Genomic DNA, 14,066 nt, shown 5'->3' with positions numbered 1-14,066 from the left:
AATCACATGAACACCCCAGCAATCGAAGTCCATGGACTGCGGAAGTCCTACGGCGGAAAGACCGTACTCGACGACGTCGACCTCACCGTCAACGCGGGCACCGTCACAGCGCTGCTCGGCCCGAACGGCGCAGGCAAAACCACCACCGTGCACATCCTGTCCACGCTCGTGCGGCCCGATGGCGGCACGGCGTTCGTCAACGGGCACGACGTCGTTCACAACCACGACGGCGTGCGCGCCGCGATCGGCCTCACCGGCCAGTTCTCCGCAGTGGACAAGCTCCTCACCGGCGAGGAAAACCTGCTGCTGATGGCACGCCTGCGCCACCTCGGGGCGAAACGCTCCAAGGCCCGGGTGGCAGAGCTGCTCGAGCAGTTCGACCTCGTCGAGGCTGCGCGCAAGCCCCTCGCCACCTACTCCGGCGGAATGCAGCGCCGCCTCGACCTCGCGATGACCCTCGTCGCCACACCGAGCGTGATCTTCCTCGACGAGCCCACCACGGGCCTGGACCCGCGCAGCCGCCACACCATGTGGGACATTGTCCGCAGCCTTGTCGCGGACGGCACCACCGTCCTGCTGACCACCCAGTACCTCGACGAAGCGGACGAACTCGCGGACCGCATCGCCGTGCTCGACGGCGGCCGGATCGTCGCCGAGGGGACGCCCGACGAACTTAAGCGCCTGGTGCCCGGCGGGCACATCCGGCTCCGGTTCGCGGACGCCGCGGCGCTCGAGACCGCCTCGCGGCTCCTCGAAGGGTCTGCCCGCGACGACGCCGGGCTCGCGCTCGCCGTACCGAGCGACGGCGGGGTGGGCACGCTGCGCACCGTGCTGGACCGCCTCGATGCGGCCGACGTCGACGTCGATGACCTCAGCATCCACACCCCGGACCTCGATGACGTGTTCTTCGCGCTCACCGGCCGGATCGACACGAAGGGAACCGAGTCATGACCACCATCACCGCCCAGCGCCAGGCCGCCCCCGGCACCCGCCGGCAGTCGCACGTCGTCGCCGACTTTGCGACCATGCTGCACCGCAACCTGCTGCACATGGTGCGCTACCCCGGCCTGTCCGTGTTCACCATCATGGGGCCGGTGGTGCTCCTGCTGTTCTTCGTCTTCGTGTTCGGCGGCACGCTCGGGGCCGGACTGCCCGGTGCCGATCCGGCCGGCGGGCGGGACGCGTACGTCGCCTACATCATGCCGGGCATCCTGCTGTTGACCATCGCAGGCAGCGCCGGCGGCACCGCGACGACGGTCGCGATGGACATGACCGAGGGCATCACGGCGCGGTTCCGCACCATGGCCATCTCGCGGGCCGCGGTGCTCGCCGGGCACGTGCTTGGCAACACCATCCAGGCGATCATCGCCGTCGCGCTGGTGCTCGGCGTCGGCTTGCTGATCGGCTTCCGCCCGACGGCGGGACCGATCGAGTGGCTCGCCGCCGCCGGCCTGCTCGTGCTCATCGCGTACGCGATCAGCTGGCTCGGGGTCGCCATGGGCATGCAGGCGAAGTCGGTGGAGACAGCCAGCAACTGGCCCCTCCTGCTGACCTTCCTGCCCTTCCTCGGCAGCGGCTTCGTGCCCACCGAGTCGATGCCGGAGTGGCTGCAGTGGTTCGCGCAGTACCAGCCGTTCACGCCGTTCGTCGAGACCATCCGCGGGCTGCTGCTCGGCACCCCGCTCGGCTGGAGCCCGGTGCTCGCGATCGGATGGTGCGTCGTGATCGCGGTCGGCGGCTACGCCTGGTCGACGGCGATCTACGAGCGGAAGTCTGTGCGCTAAGCCCAGGTCCCACGAGATACAGGTCCCACCCGATAACACCAGGCCCCACCCGATAACAGCGGGCGGTCGCGAGTCATCGCGGCCGCCCGTTGTGTTGTGGCCTTACTCGTAGATGGTGGGGATGGCCGGCTCGCCCGGTTGCAGCCGGTCCACTATCCGGGGCAGCTCGGCCATGGACGCCGTGTGCCGCTCCCGGGCCCGGTCCACGGCGGCCGGCCCGGTCCAGCCGGGCAGGATTTCACCGTCCTTCATGAACTGCTGCAGGAGGGGGCGCCCCGTCCGTCCGTCGGCCGGGGGGTGGCCCACGCCGAGGACCTCGTGGGTGGCGACGCCGCTGTCATCCAGGCGGCGCACCGCGAACTTGCGGCCGCCCATGTTGATCTTGTCCGGGGACGTCTTCGCCACGGCCACGAGCTCACCGGAGTCATCGGCGCGGCCCACCAGTTTGTACACCATGCCGGCCGTCGGCGCCCCGGACCCGGTGACCAGCGAGGTGCCGATGCCGTAGGAATCGGCCGGCGCGGCCCGGAGCGCGGCGACGGAGAATTCGTCCAGGTCCGAGGTGACCACAATCTTGGTGTGCACATTGCCCAGACTGTCCAGGAGTTCGCGGACCCACCGCGCCTGGGCCACGAGGTCTCCGGAGTCCAGCCGGACGGCCCCGAGGCCATTTCCGGCGAGGCCGACGGCGGTACGGACCGCCGCCTCGACGTCGTACGTGTCCACGAGCAGCGTGGTTCCGGGCCCCAGTGAGGCCAGCTGAGCCGCGAAGGCGTCCCGCTCGGAGTCATGGAGCAGCGTGAAGGAGTGGGCCGCGGTGCCCACCGTCCGGAGGCCGTAACGCCGCCCGGCGGCCAGGTTGGACGTGCCGGCGAAGCCGGCGATCACGGCCGCGCGGGCCGCGGCGGCGGCCGCTTCCTCGTGCGTACGGCGGGAGCCCATCTCCAGGCAGGGCCTGCCGCCGGCGGCACTGGTCATCCGGGATGCGGCCGACGCGACGGCGCTGTCATGGTTCAGCACCGACAGGACGTAGGTCTCCAGGACGCAGGCCTCCGCGAAGGTCGATTCGACGATCAGGACGGGGGAGTGCGGGAAATAGGCCTCACCCTCCGGATATCCCCAGATGTCGCCGGAGAACCGGAAGGCGGCCAGCTGCTCCAGCGTGGCATCCTGGACCACGCCGGTGCTGGCGATGAAATCGAGGTCGTCCTGGTCGAAGCGGAAATCCGTGATTCCCTCCAGGAGCCGGCCGGTGCCGGCAACGATCCCGTACCGGCGCCCGGCCGGCAGCCCGCGGGCAAAGGCCTGGAACACGGACCGGCGGTGTGCCGTCCCGGAGTGCAGAGCCGCCTGGAACATCGTCAGCTCATAGTGGTCGGTAAACAGGGAGGTCCGGCGTCCGCCCGGGCCGGCCGATGTGTCCATGATTCACTCTAGGCCGGGGACCGCCGTGAGGGCCGCGAGTTCGCCGGAAAGCTGCGGGGTCGCCGGAAACTTCCGGCGTACTCGCACGCTTCCGGCGAGTTCGACGGCGGCGGCGGGGAGAGCGCGGGGTTCAGACGGCGGCTAGAGGGCCGGGTTCAGGCTGGGCTCAGACGGGGCAGCCGTCGGGGCCGCACTCGCCGGCCGCCTCCGCGGCCGCGTCCTCGGCAGCACCCACCATGACCAGCGGGTGGCTGTCCTGCCAGGCCTGCTCCAGGGCCGCGGTGAACGTCTCCGCAGGCTGGGCGCCGGAGAGGCCGAACTTCCGGTCGATCACGAAGAACGGGACGCCGCTGATGCCCAGGGCGCGGGCCTCGGCGATGTCGTGCCGGACGGCGTCGGCGTAGGTGTCCGTGCTGAACAGTTCCGCCAGCTCGCCGGCGTCGAGCCCGAGATCCAGGCCGAGGGCGGTCAGGTAGTCCTGGCTGCCGATGTCCTTGCCGTGTTCGAAGTGGTCGCTGAGCAGGCGTTCCTTCGCGGCGTCCTGCTGGCCGTGGGCGGCGGCGAGGTGGATCAGCCGGTGGGCCGTGAAGCTGTTGGCCACCACGACGGCGTCGAACCGGTAGTTCAGCCCCTCGCCCTTGGCCTGGGCCGCGACGTGCTCGAACATCTGCGAGACCTGCGCCGGTGCCATGCCCTTGCGCGTGCTCAGGTAGTCCAGTTCTGTGCCGTCGTAGTGATCGGGGAGCGTGGGGTCCAGCTGGTAGCTGCGCCACTGCACGTCCACCGAATCGCGGTGCGGGAAGGCCGCGAGGGCGGTTTCGAAACGGCGTTTGCCGATGTAGCACCAGGGGCAGGCGACGTCGGACCAGATCTCAATCTTCATGTGGGCGATAACTCCGGCGGCACAGGGTCCATTCCCCGGCGGGCGTGTCGGCTTCGTCACGGCCTCTCACAGACTCCAAGGCCCGCGCTCACGGCGCGACCCGGCGCTCCATCACGAAGTCGTGCTCCACGGTGGTGCCCAGCTGGAAGGACTTGGTGCCGACCTTGCGGAAGCCGGACTTCTCATAGAACCGGATGGCCCGGGTGTTCTGGCTGTTCACGCCGAGCCAGAGTCCGCGGGCCCCGGCCTCCGCGGCCGAGCCGATGCTGGCGTGCATCAGTTCGGCCGCGGCGCCGAGCCCGTGGTGGTCCGGGTGGACGTAGCACTTGCTGAGCTCGGTGCACGGCAGCTCGCTCAGGACCGCGGCCACATCCGGGTCCCGGGTGGGGCGGGCCACCAGCAGGCTGTAGCCGCGGAGGTCGCCGTCGGCGTCGATCACCAGCACCGTTACGTCGGGATCGGCCAGGTAGGCCCGGAAGTGGGTCTCGCTGAGGGTGTTGGCCATGTGCGCGGCGATGTCCTCGGGCCGGGATTCGGGCGGGCACGCCAGCGGGAAGGTGATGGCCGCGAGGGCGGCCAGCCTGCCGGCGTCGTCCGCGGTTGCTGTCCTGATCTGGTGCGTCATGGCTAAAACCCTAGTCCGTGCCCACAGACCTAAACGGTGACTGTCGTGAGGTAGTCCCTGATGGCCTCGATCACGAGCCGGTGGTCGTCGTCGGAGGACAGCCCGGATGCCGTCACGGCGGCGACGACGCCCGTGCCCCGGACGCGGATGGGGAACGAGCCCCCAGCCAGCGTGTAGTCCTCGGGGGCGAGCCACCCGCCCTGCGTGGGGTCGAAGTCCTTGAACGCGAACTCCTCGGCGAGCAGGGCCGTGCTGCGTTCAAAACGCAGGGTGCTCGCCGCCTTGCGGCGGATCCATTCCTCCTGGTCGGCGGTGGCTCCGGGCAGGACACAGCGGAAGAGGACCAGGTTGTGGCGCCGGATGTCGATAGCCACGGGATGGGCCGCGGCCACGGCCCGGGAGGCGATGAGTGAGCCGAGGCGCCAGGCGTCGTTGTGGTCGAAGCCGGGGAAGACGAGTTCTTCCTCGTGCTGCTGCAGTTCGGCGAGCCGGGATGTGGCCGTGTCAGTCACGGGCGCTCCGCCCCGTTGCGGCGTCGGCGTTGTAGCTGAGGCCGATCTGGCGGCGGATCTCGTCCATTGCTGCCATGATGGCCACTGATTCGCGGGGCGGAAGGATGGTGCCGGCGGTTACGCCTTCGCTGACCAGTCCTTCCAGTTCGGCGGCCTGGTACTGCATGCCGCGGCTGGTGACAGGCTGCTCATAGCGTTCAACAACGCTGCCATCCACGGCATGAACGGTGAAGGGCGTGGGGTTGTACCAAGTGGATTCGATATCGATCCACCCTTCGGTCCCGATGACCATGGCCCGGTTGGAGCTGGCGGCGTCCAGTTCGCAGTCCACAATGGCCTGCTGACCGCCAACATATTCAAAGATGGCTGCAGTCTGCCGGTCTACCCCGGTAGCGGTCATGGACGCACTGGCGCGAATGGTCTCCGGGGTGCCCAGGATGTCGAACGCAAAGGAGACCGGGTAGATGCCGAGGTCCAGCAGCGCTCCGCCGCCCAGCACAGGATCGTTCAGCCGGTGGGCAGGGTCCTTGGGCAGGCTCTGGTTGTGGCTGGCGACCACCTTCCGGACCTCGCCGATAGTGCCTTCCGCGATGATTTCGCGGATGCGGATCATGTGCGGGAGGAATCGCGACCACATGGCTTCCAGCGCCACGAGCCCCTTGGATTCCGCCAAGTCAACAATGTCCTGGGCTTCGCGGGCGTTCATGGTGAACGACTTCTCCACCAGCACATGCTTGCCGGCATTCAAGGCCAACAAGGCATTGGCGTGATGGAACGGGTGCGGCGTGGCGATGTAAACCACGTCAACCAGCGGGTCGGCCACCAAGTCCTCGTAGCTGCCGTGCGCGGTTGCCACACCGTACTCTTCAGCGAACGCCTTGCTCGAATCCAGGGTCCGGGAGCCGACGGCCTGGACGGTGAAGCCGTTCTCGTTCAGGTCCTGTGTTTGCAGCCCCGCGATGAATCCGGTGCCGAGGATTCCCCAGCGGATGCGGCCGTCAGAGGTGCCGGTGGGTTGATTAGTCACGTGCTTGGTCCTTTGGTGTGTCGGTGTTGGCGAGAGGGTAGGCGACGTACGCGAAGCGCGCGGAATCCGGCGACCAGCTGTTGACGTTCATTGTCCCCTGCCCGCCGAACAGCGGCCAGGTGTGGACGGGGGCGGTCCAGCCGCCGGTGGAGATCAGCACGACGTCGACCGGCAGGTCCGCGGGGTGGCCCTCCGTGCCGGCGGGGAAGCGGACGTAGCTGGCCAGCTGTCCGTCAGGAGAGAGATGGGGGAACCAGTCGACGGTTTCGCTCTCAAGGAGGCGTCCGAATCCGCTTCCGTCTACCTGCACGCGGGCAAGCTGGGCGTGGCCGGGGAGCGAGCTGAAGGACTCCGTGTTCAGGTAGAGCCACTTTCCGTCGGGCGAGTATTCCGGCCCGTCGCAATGGCCGGGGCCGACATCGACGCCGGCGGTAGCGCCGCCGTCGGACGGAATGGTCCTGAGGCGGCCCGGCTGCGTAAAGTCGCCGGCCTCGATGCCGACGTATGCCAGCTCGGATCCATCCGGGCTGACGCCGTGCAGGAAGTGGAAGGAGCCGTCGTCGTCGGTTATCCGCTCCGCCGCACCCCCACTCAAAGCGGCCCGGTAGATGTGGCCGTCGTTCGCCGAGAGGAAGATGCCGGTGCCGTCGGGCGCCAGGACATGGTCGTTGTTGAGGTCGGGGATGCCGGTCAGCGGGACCTGGCTGATGCTCCGGCCGGGCAACTCAAACCGCCACAGCTTCCCGTCCCCGTTGAGGATGAGGGCCGAACCGTCAAGGGTCCAGTTGGGCGCTTCGAGGAGGATCTCGTCCGTGCTGTAGACAAGTTCGGATTCGCCTGTGACGGACGCTATCCAGATCTCGCAGCGCTGGCCGGGCTGAAGGGTACGCAGCATGGTCAGAGCTCCTTGATCCGGATGTTCCGCCAGCGGCACTGCGCGCCCTTGCCCCAGCGGGCCTCGCCGAACATGGAGTCGTTGTCGTGGACTTCGAGGGCGATGTGTCCGCGCTCTCCGAGAACTCCCAGGACATCCGCCGGGTTGTAGTTCGGCGAGTCCAGCGTAGCGGTGTCCAGTTCGGCGATCTTGAGGCCGTTGACCCAGGTGGTGATGACCGGCAGGGCGCCGACGCAGCGGATGCGCAGTTCGTTCCAGCCGTCCCAGCGCCAGACGTTGAGGAAGTCCTCGACGTCGGCCGCGTGGCTCAGCCGGGCACGCTTTTCTTCCGTGACAGGCTCCACCGACGTGGCCGGGTTGTCCGCAATCAAACCCGTGGGCCGCCCGTCAGCGTCCATGGCCACGTTGACGGCGAAGGGGACGGCGGAGAAGCTCGCCAGCCCGTTGCCGAAGAACCCGCCGATACCGCCGGAGGGACGGTGGTCCACCAAGACCTGGAAGCCTTCCCAGGTATCTGGCCGACGCCGGATCATCACGCCGGTGTCTGCGGGCCAGTCGGGGCGCATTTCGAGCACGAGTTCCAAGTCGCCGAATGCCTGCTCGCTCACCAGGTAGCCGCCGTAGCCGCTGCCCGGGGAGTCCTGCTCGCCGACCAGGACGCCGTCTTCGACGAACCAGCGGGCCGGGTGCTTCTCGGGTTCCACGGGCGGGGTCAGACCCAGGGCGGCGAAGCGGTCCGAGAGGGCCGGACCGCCCGGATACTCGGTGCCATAGACGCGGGGTACCGATCGCCAGCCAGCCAGGCTGGTGCCGTCGAACAGCGGGACAAAGCCGTCGCCGCCGTCGGGCGTTTCAATGCCTGACATGAACTGATCCCTACTGCTTGAAGGCGGCGTCGAAGGAGGTGCTCGAGGCAGGGAAGTCGAACTTCTTGAGCGCGGCGAGGGCCTCGGGGGCGCCGTGGAGCCGGTCCATGCCGGCGTCCTCCCACTCGATGGAGATGGGGCCGTCGTAGCCGATCGCGGTCAGGGCGCGGAAGGACGATTCCCAGGGCACGTCCCCGCGGCCGGCGGAGACGAAGTCCCAGCCGCGGCGCGGGTCGCCCCAGGGCAGGTGCGAGCCCAGGACGGTGTTGCGGCCGGTGGGACGGAGCTTGGTGTCCTTGCAGTCCACGTGGTAGATCCGGTCCTTGAAGTCCCAGATGAAGGAGACGGGGTCGATGCCCTGCCACATGAAGTGGGACGGGTCCCAGTTCAGGCCGAACGCCTCCCGGTGCCCGATCGCCTCGAGGGTCCGGACGGTGGTCCAGTAGTCGTAGGCAATCTCGGAGGGGTGGACCTCGTGGGCGAAGCGGACCCCGCATTCGTCAAAGACGTCCAGGATGGGGTTCCAGCGGTCGGCGAAGTCCTGGTAGCCGGCCTCGATGACCTTCTCCGGGACGGGCGGGAACATCGCGACGTACTGCCAGATGGAGGAGCCGGTGAACCCGACCACGGTGTCCACGCCGAGGGCCTTGGCGAGCCGGGCGGTGTGTTTCATTTCCTCGGCGGCGCGCTGGCGGACGCCTTCGGGGTCCCCGTCGCCCCACACCTTGGCCCCGACGATCGCCTCGTGCCGGAAGTCGATCGGGTCGTCGCACACGGCCTGGCCCTTGAGGTGGTTGGAGATGGCCCAGACCTTGAGGTTGTACTTCTCAAGCACGGCGAGCTTGGACTCGACGTAGCCGGGTTCGTCCCAGCGCCAGGCGTCCAGGTGGTCGCCGGAGACGGCGATCTCCAGGCCGTCGTAACCCCAGCCGGAGGCCAACTTGGCGACTTCCTCGAAGGGCAGGTCGGCCCACTGGCCGGTGAACAGGGTGTAGGGGCGGGGCATGTCAGGCTCTTTCGGCAGGGGTCTGGATGGCAGGGGTCTGGGGGGCAGGGATGGACGGGGTGAGCTGGATGAGCGAGCTCTTGGCCGCGGCGCTCTCTTCGACGGCGGCCAGGATCCGCTGGACGGTCAGGCCGTCCTCGAACGACGGCGAGGGCTGGGTTCCGTTGCCCACCGCCAGGAGGAAGTCGCGGATCTCGTGCGTGAACGTGTGTTCCCAGCCGATCACGTGGCCCTGCGGCCACCACGCGTCAACGTAGGGGTGCTCGGGTTCGTTGACCAGGATCCTGCGGAAGCCCTGCTCGCGGACCGGCAGCGTGGCGTCGAGGAAGCCGAGCTCGTTCAGGTCCTCCAGATCGAACAGCAGGGCTCCCTTGTCGCCGTAGATCTCCAGCTTGAGCGAGTTCTTCTGCCCGGTGGCCACCCGGGAGACCTCCACCGAGGCGATGGCCCCGGAGGCGAGGCTCAGCGTGGCCCAGGCGGCGTCGTCGACCGTCACGTCCTCCAGCCCGGCAGCGCCGGGGCGCTGCGAGGTGAAAGTGTGGAGTCGGCCGGAGACCTCGGTGACCTGGTCACCGAGGAGGAACAGCACCTGGTCGATCGCGTGGGAGGCGATGTCGCCCAGCGCCCCGGACCCGGCGGTTTCCTTGTTCAGCCGCCAGGTCATGGGCGAGTCCGGGTCCACGAGCCAGTCCTGCAGGTACGCGGCACGGACGTGCCGGACCGTGCCGAGGCGGCCTTCGGAGATCAGTTCCCGGGCCAGCGCCAGGGCCGGGACCCGGCGGTAGTTGAAGCCGATCATGGACTGCACACCCCGGCTCCTTGCGGCACAGGCCGCGTCCGCCATGGCTTCGGCCTCGGCGAGGGTGTTGGCCAGCGGCTTTTCGACCAGGACGTGCTTGCCGGCGGCGAGGGCGGCGATGGCGATCTCTGCGTGCATCCAGCCCGGCGCGCAGATATCGATGATGTGGATGTCATCGCGGGCGATCACCGCGCGCCAGTCCGTGGCGGACTCGGCCCAGCCGTACTTGGCTGCGGCCTCGGCCACCCCGTCGGGGTCGCGTCCGACCAGCACGCGCTGTTCGAAGGCCGGGACGTCGAAGTAGCTGGCAACGTTGCGCCAGGCATTCGAGTGGGCCTTGCCCATGAACGCGTACCCGATCATGGCCACACCCAAGCGTGAACCGGCGGGCTGGCCGGGGGTGGTTTCGTGGGGGTTCATTGCGGGTTCCTAGAGTGTTGAGGCGGTCGGGTCCCAGTCCTCGGGGAGGGCTGCGGAGGCGGGCGCGGAGCTTTCGACGTCCACAAATGTTCCCGATTCCACGGACTCCGAGATCGAGACCATGGTGTCCAGGACGTGGTACGCGAGGTTGCCGGTGGCGCGGTGCGGGACGCCGGCGCGGATGGAGCGTGCCATGTCCAGTACGCCCATGCCGCGGCCCTGGCTGGGGCCGGTGGCCGGGATGATGGTCCAGTCCTCGTCTCCGGCGCGCCAGAGCTTGATGTCCCCGTCGAAGTAGTTCGGGTCCGGCAGCGAGAGGGTGGCCTCGGTGCCGGTGATCTCCACGAAGCCCATCCGCAGCCGCGGCGACTCGAACGAGAAGACGCTGTGGGAGGACGCGCCGGACTCGAACTGGGCTATGGCGGAGACGTGGGTGGGGACCTCGACCGTGAATTCCTCGCCGGCCTTGGGGCCGGAGCCGATGACCCGGACCTCTTTGGCTTTGGACCCGACGGCGGCGACCTTGCGGATGGAGCCGAAGGTCTGCACCAGGGCGGTGAGGTAGTAGGGGCCCATGTCGAACAGGGGGCCGGCGCCGTACTGGAACAGGAACGCCGGGTTGGGGTGCCAGGATTCCGGGCCGGGGGTCTGGAACGTGGTCATGGCGGTCAGCGGGGTGCCGATGTCGCCGCGCTCGATCAGCCGCCGCGCGGTCTGCAGCCCGGCGCCCAGGAACGTGTCCGGGGCGCAGCCGAGCCGCAGCCCGGCGGCGTCGGCCGCTTTCAGCAGGCCCAGGCCCGATTCGCGGTCCAGGGAGAATGGCTTTTCCGTCCAGACGTGCTTGCCGGCGTTGACGGCGGCCGTGGCGACCTCCACGTGGGCAGCGGGGATGGTCAGGTTCACGATGATCTCGACGTCGGGGTGGTTCAGGGCGGCGTCCACGCCGCCCCATTCGGCAATGCCGTATTCCTTGGCCCGCGCCTCGGCGGCGTCTTCGAAGAGGTCGGCGATGACGTGGACCTTGAGGTCGGGGAAGACGGTCAGGTTGTCCAGGTACTGCTTGCTGATGTTGCCGGCGCCGATGACGGCGACGCCCACCGGGCCTTTCCGCGTGGAAGGGGTGCTCATGCCCGTGCTCCTTCGCTTGCCCCGGCGTTCAGGTAGTCCAGGCTCTGGGTGATGCCGTCGAAGATGTCGCCGGAGTAGTCGTCAAATTCCACGACGCCGACTTCGAGGGACTGTGCGGCGTTGATGACATCCCAGACGGCGATCTTGCCCTGGCCGGCCGGCTGCTGAGCCTTGGTGTCCGTGGAGACGGGGCCGTCCTTGATGTGGATGAACTTGACGCGGTCACCGAGGCGCTTCAGCAGCGCCACCGGGTCCTGGCCGCCGACGGCGGACCAGTAGGTGTCCACTTCCAGGACCAGTTCGGGGTCCAAGAGTCCTTCGAAGTATTCCAGGGCGGTCTGGCCCTCGATGCTGGACTCCAGTTCCCAGGCATGGTTGTGGTAGCCGACGCGGATGCCGTATTCGGCGCCCTTCTTGGCGGCGGCGTTGAGCTTTGCGGCGGTGGCCTGGATGTCCTCGGCGGACTGCCAGTGCTCGGCCGGGAGGTAGGGATCGATGACCGTGGAGATGCCCAGCTCCTTGGCGGCGGCGAAGATCTCGTCCTGGTCCTGGCTCAGCAGCGGGGCGTGGCCGGACGGGGCGGTCAGGCCGTTTTCCTTCAGGGCGGCGCCGAGCACGGCGGCCGTCGCCACGAAGTTGTAGGGCTCAACCTGGGTGAAACCGAGCTCGGCCACTTTCTTAATGGTGCCGGGCAGGTCTTCGGCGATGGCGTTGCGGAGGGTGTACAGCTGCAATGAATAAGACACGGGAATCCTTTACTGGGAGTCTGTTTCGGAAGTCTGGGGCCGGCCTTGGCGTCCGGCGTCGGACGTGAAGCTGATGTGGGTATGGGGCCTAGCGGCCGGCGAGGGAGCCGCCGATGCCGCCGACGCTGAAGTATTTGTTCAGGGTAGCGAAGACGATGATGGGCGGGAGCATCATGATCACGGCCAGGGCCATGACCCCGGACCAGTCGGTCTGGTTCTGCTGGAAGAAGGACTGGACGCCCATGGGCAGGGTGAAGATTTCGTTGGAGCGCAGGAACACGATGGCCACGAGGTAGTCATTCCAGGCAAGCAGGAAGGCGAAGATCGCGGTGGAGAGCACGCCCGGGAGGGAGTTGCGAAGCACTACCTTGGTGAAGCTGCCAAAGACGGAGCAGCCGTCGATCCAGGAGGCCTCCTCGAGGCTGATCGGGATGGAATCGAAGTAGGCGGCCATCATCCAGGTGGCAACGGTCATGGTGGAACCGACGTAGATGATGGTCAGGCCCATCAGGTTGTCCACCAGGCCCATGCCGGCGAACAAAATGAACAGCGGCACCACCGAGGTGATGATGGGCAGGGACTGCATGACGAACAAGAGCAGGGAATAGCCGGAGACTGCTTTGGACCGGCCGCGGGAGAGGACATATCCGGCCGGTGCGGCGACGGCCACCGATACCACCACGGTGGAAAGGGTGGTGATGAGGCTGTTCTGCAGCCAGGTCGCGGCGAGGGTCTTGGAGAACACGTTGCTGATGTTCTCAAACGTCAGCCCGGTGGCGGTGCTGTTCGGTCCGGGCGTGAATGCGAGGAGGACGGTCACCATGATCGGGACGAGCATGATCGCGGTGATGGCCAGGATGGCGGTGAACCGCCACCAGCGGCCGCGCAGGCCTGCCTCGGAGAGAGTGCGGCGGGGCTTGCCGGTGTCGGCGACGCCGAGGGCGGGGCCGGACTCGGGGTGGGCGTGGAGGACTGCGCTCATTATTCGACGCTCGACTTTCGGATCTGGCGGTACAGGATGACCGAGACCACTACCAGGGTGATGGTCATGAGGAAGGCGATCGCGACGCCGGGTCCGGTCTGGAAGTCCTGGAAGACGGTCCGGTAGGCCAGGACCACCAGGGAGGTGGTGGCGTCCACGGGTCCGCCGCCGGTGAGCAGGTAGATGGTGGGGAAGTCGTTGACGCAGAAGATCGTCATGAGGATCCAACTGATGTAGGTGGACCGGGCGATCAGCGGCAGGGTGATCTGGCTGAACTGCTGCCAGCGGGTGGCGCCGTCCATGCTGGCGGCCTCGTACACGGTGGAGTCCACGGAGGCCAGGGCTGCCGAGGTCATCATCATCATGAAGGGGAAGCTGACCCAGACCTTGAAGACCATGACCGTGATCGCGGCGAGGGTCGGGTCGGCGAGGAAAAGCGGGGTGCCCAGTCCGAGGTTCCGGAAGATGCTCGGGACGAGGCTGTCCGGGGTGCCCACCAGCCAGTTCCAGGCGGTGGAGGAGACCACGATCGGCACCACCCACGGGAGCAGCAGCAGGACCTTGAAGGTGCCGCCGGCGGGGATTTTGGTGCGCAGCAGCAGGGCCAGGCCAAGGCCCAGGAGCCAGGAGCCGAAGACGCCCACGATCGTGAAGAGCAGCGTGAAGCGCGCGGCCTTCCAGAAGGCCTCGGAGGCCAGGACGGTGGCGAAGTTTTCCAGTCCGACGAACTGGCCGGTCTCCAGGAGGGAGCCGTCGTGCGTGGCCTGGATGCCGGCGTAGATGAGGGGGTAGCCGTGGATCAGGATCAGCAGGACGACCGAGGGCAGCAGCAGCCAGAAGAAAGTCTTGCGGGTCTGCGAACTGAGCTTGCTCTTGCGGTTGACGGGCTTCCCCGGCCCGCCGGGGGCAACGCCCCGGCGGGCCCGGCTCAGGCCGGTTTGGGCTGTGGTCAATGCCATTGGAGCGCC

Annotated in this window: 15 protein-coding genes; 2 read left to right on the top strand and 13 right to left on the bottom strand. The window is 68.0% G+C overall.

Annotated features, from left to right (window positions below):
- Positions 1-6: 6 nt before the first annotated feature.
- The gene (locus AC1DDO_RS05820) at positions 7-951 is read left to right on the top strand and encodes an ATP-binding cassette domain-containing protein (RefSeq protein ID WP_476869655.1); all 945 of its coding nucleotides are present in this window, start codon (positions 7-9) and stop codon (positions 949-951) included.
- The gene (locus AC1DDO_RS05815) at positions 948-1,784 is read left to right on the top strand and encodes an ABC transporter permease (protein ID WP_476971608.1); all 837 of its coding nucleotides are present in this window, start codon (positions 948-950) and stop codon (positions 1,782-1,784) included. The genes AC1DDO_RS05820 and AC1DDO_RS05815 overlap by 4 nt, the downstream gene beginning before the upstream one ends.
- Positions 1,785-1,886: 102 nt before the next feature.
- Here the strand turns inward: AC1DDO_RS05815 and AC1DDO_RS05810 are convergent, their stop codons facing one another.
- The 13 genes from AC1DDO_RS05810 to AC1DDO_RS05750 form a co-directional block, all read right to left on the bottom strand.
- Positions 1,887-3,209, bottom strand: a complete 1,323-nt coding sequence (locus AC1DDO_RS05810) for a nicotinate phosphoribosyltransferase (RefSeq protein ID WP_476971607.1) — start codon at positions 3,207-3,209, stop codon at positions 1,887-1,889.
- 166 nt (positions 3,210-3,375) lie between these two features.
- On the bottom strand, positions 3,376-4,092 hold the full coding sequence (locus AC1DDO_RS05805) for a DsbA family oxidoreductase (protein WP_476971606.1): 717 nt from the start codon (positions 4,090-4,092) through the stop codon (positions 3,376-3,378).
- An 88-nt stretch (positions 4,093-4,180) separates the two neighbouring features.
- Positions 4,181-4,717, bottom strand: a complete 537-nt coding sequence (locus AC1DDO_RS05800; RefSeq protein WP_476971605.1) for an N-acetyltransferase family protein — start codon at positions 4,715-4,717, stop codon at positions 4,181-4,183.
- A 29-nt stretch (positions 4,718-4,746) separates the two neighbouring features.
- Positions 4,747-5,229: a heme-degrading domain-containing protein gene (locus AC1DDO_RS05795; RefSeq protein ID WP_476971604.1), complete on the bottom strand. Its 483-nt coding sequence runs from the start codon at positions 5,227-5,229 to the stop codon at positions 4,747-4,749.
- On the bottom strand, positions 5,222-6,256 hold the full coding sequence (locus AC1DDO_RS05790; RefSeq protein WP_476971603.1) for a Gfo/Idh/MocA family protein: 1,035 nt from the start codon (positions 6,254-6,256) through the stop codon (positions 5,222-5,224). Before AC1DDO_RS05790 ends, AC1DDO_RS05795 begins: the two co-directional genes overlap by 8 nt.
- A complete protein-coding gene (locus AC1DDO_RS05785; protein WP_476971602.1) occupies positions 6,249-7,151 on the bottom strand; it encodes a TolB family protein in 903 nt (300 codons plus the stop codon). The genes AC1DDO_RS05790 and AC1DDO_RS05785 overlap by 8 nt, the downstream gene beginning before the upstream one ends.
- A 2-nt stretch (positions 7,152-7,153) precedes the next feature.
- The gene (locus tag AC1DDO_RS05780; RefSeq protein WP_476869648.1) at positions 7,154-8,017 is read right to left on the bottom strand and encodes a 3-keto-disaccharide hydrolase; all 864 of its coding nucleotides are present in this window, start codon (positions 8,015-8,017) and stop codon (positions 7,154-7,156) included.
- Between the two features lie 10 nt (positions 8,018-8,027).
- A complete protein-coding gene (locus tag AC1DDO_RS05775; RefSeq protein ID WP_476971601.1) occupies positions 8,028-9,023 on the bottom strand; it encodes a sugar phosphate isomerase/epimerase family protein in 996 nt (331 codons plus the stop codon).
- A 1-nt stretch (position 9,024) separates the two neighbouring features.
- Positions 9,025-10,242 (bottom strand): Gfo/Idh/MocA family protein, encoded by a 1,218-nt coding sequence (locus AC1DDO_RS05770; protein ID WP_476971600.1) that lies wholly within the window; start codon positions 10,240-10,242, stop codon positions 9,025-9,027.
- Positions 10,243-10,251: 9 nt separating this feature from the next.
- The gene (locus tag AC1DDO_RS05765; RefSeq protein WP_476971599.1) at positions 10,252-11,370 is read right to left on the bottom strand and encodes a Gfo/Idh/MocA family protein; all 1,119 of its coding nucleotides are present in this window, start codon (positions 11,368-11,370) and stop codon (positions 10,252-10,254) included.
- On the bottom strand, positions 11,367-12,116 hold the full coding sequence (locus AC1DDO_RS05760) for a sugar phosphate isomerase/epimerase family protein (protein WP_441408012.1): 750 nt from the start codon (positions 12,114-12,116) through the stop codon (positions 11,367-11,369). The genes AC1DDO_RS05765 and AC1DDO_RS05760 overlap by 4 nt, the downstream gene beginning before the upstream one ends.
- Before the next feature lie 88 nt (positions 12,117-12,204).
- Entirely contained in the window at positions 12,205-13,098 is an 894-nt protein-coding gene (locus tag AC1DDO_RS05755) for a carbohydrate ABC transporter permease (RefSeq protein WP_441408011.1), read from the bottom strand.
- Positions 13,098-14,057, bottom strand: a complete 960-nt coding sequence (locus tag AC1DDO_RS05750; RefSeq protein WP_476869643.1) for a carbohydrate ABC transporter permease — start codon at positions 14,055-14,057, stop codon at positions 13,098-13,100. Before AC1DDO_RS05750 ends, AC1DDO_RS05755 begins: the two co-directional genes overlap by 1 nt.
- Between the last annotated feature and the right edge of the window lie 9 nt (positions 14,058-14,066).

The organism is Arthrobacter sp. 10N43, from assembly GCF_056394525.1.
The sequence above is the reverse complement of the archived record's forward strand: the minus strand, read 5'-3'. Positions and strand labels throughout refer to the sequence as shown.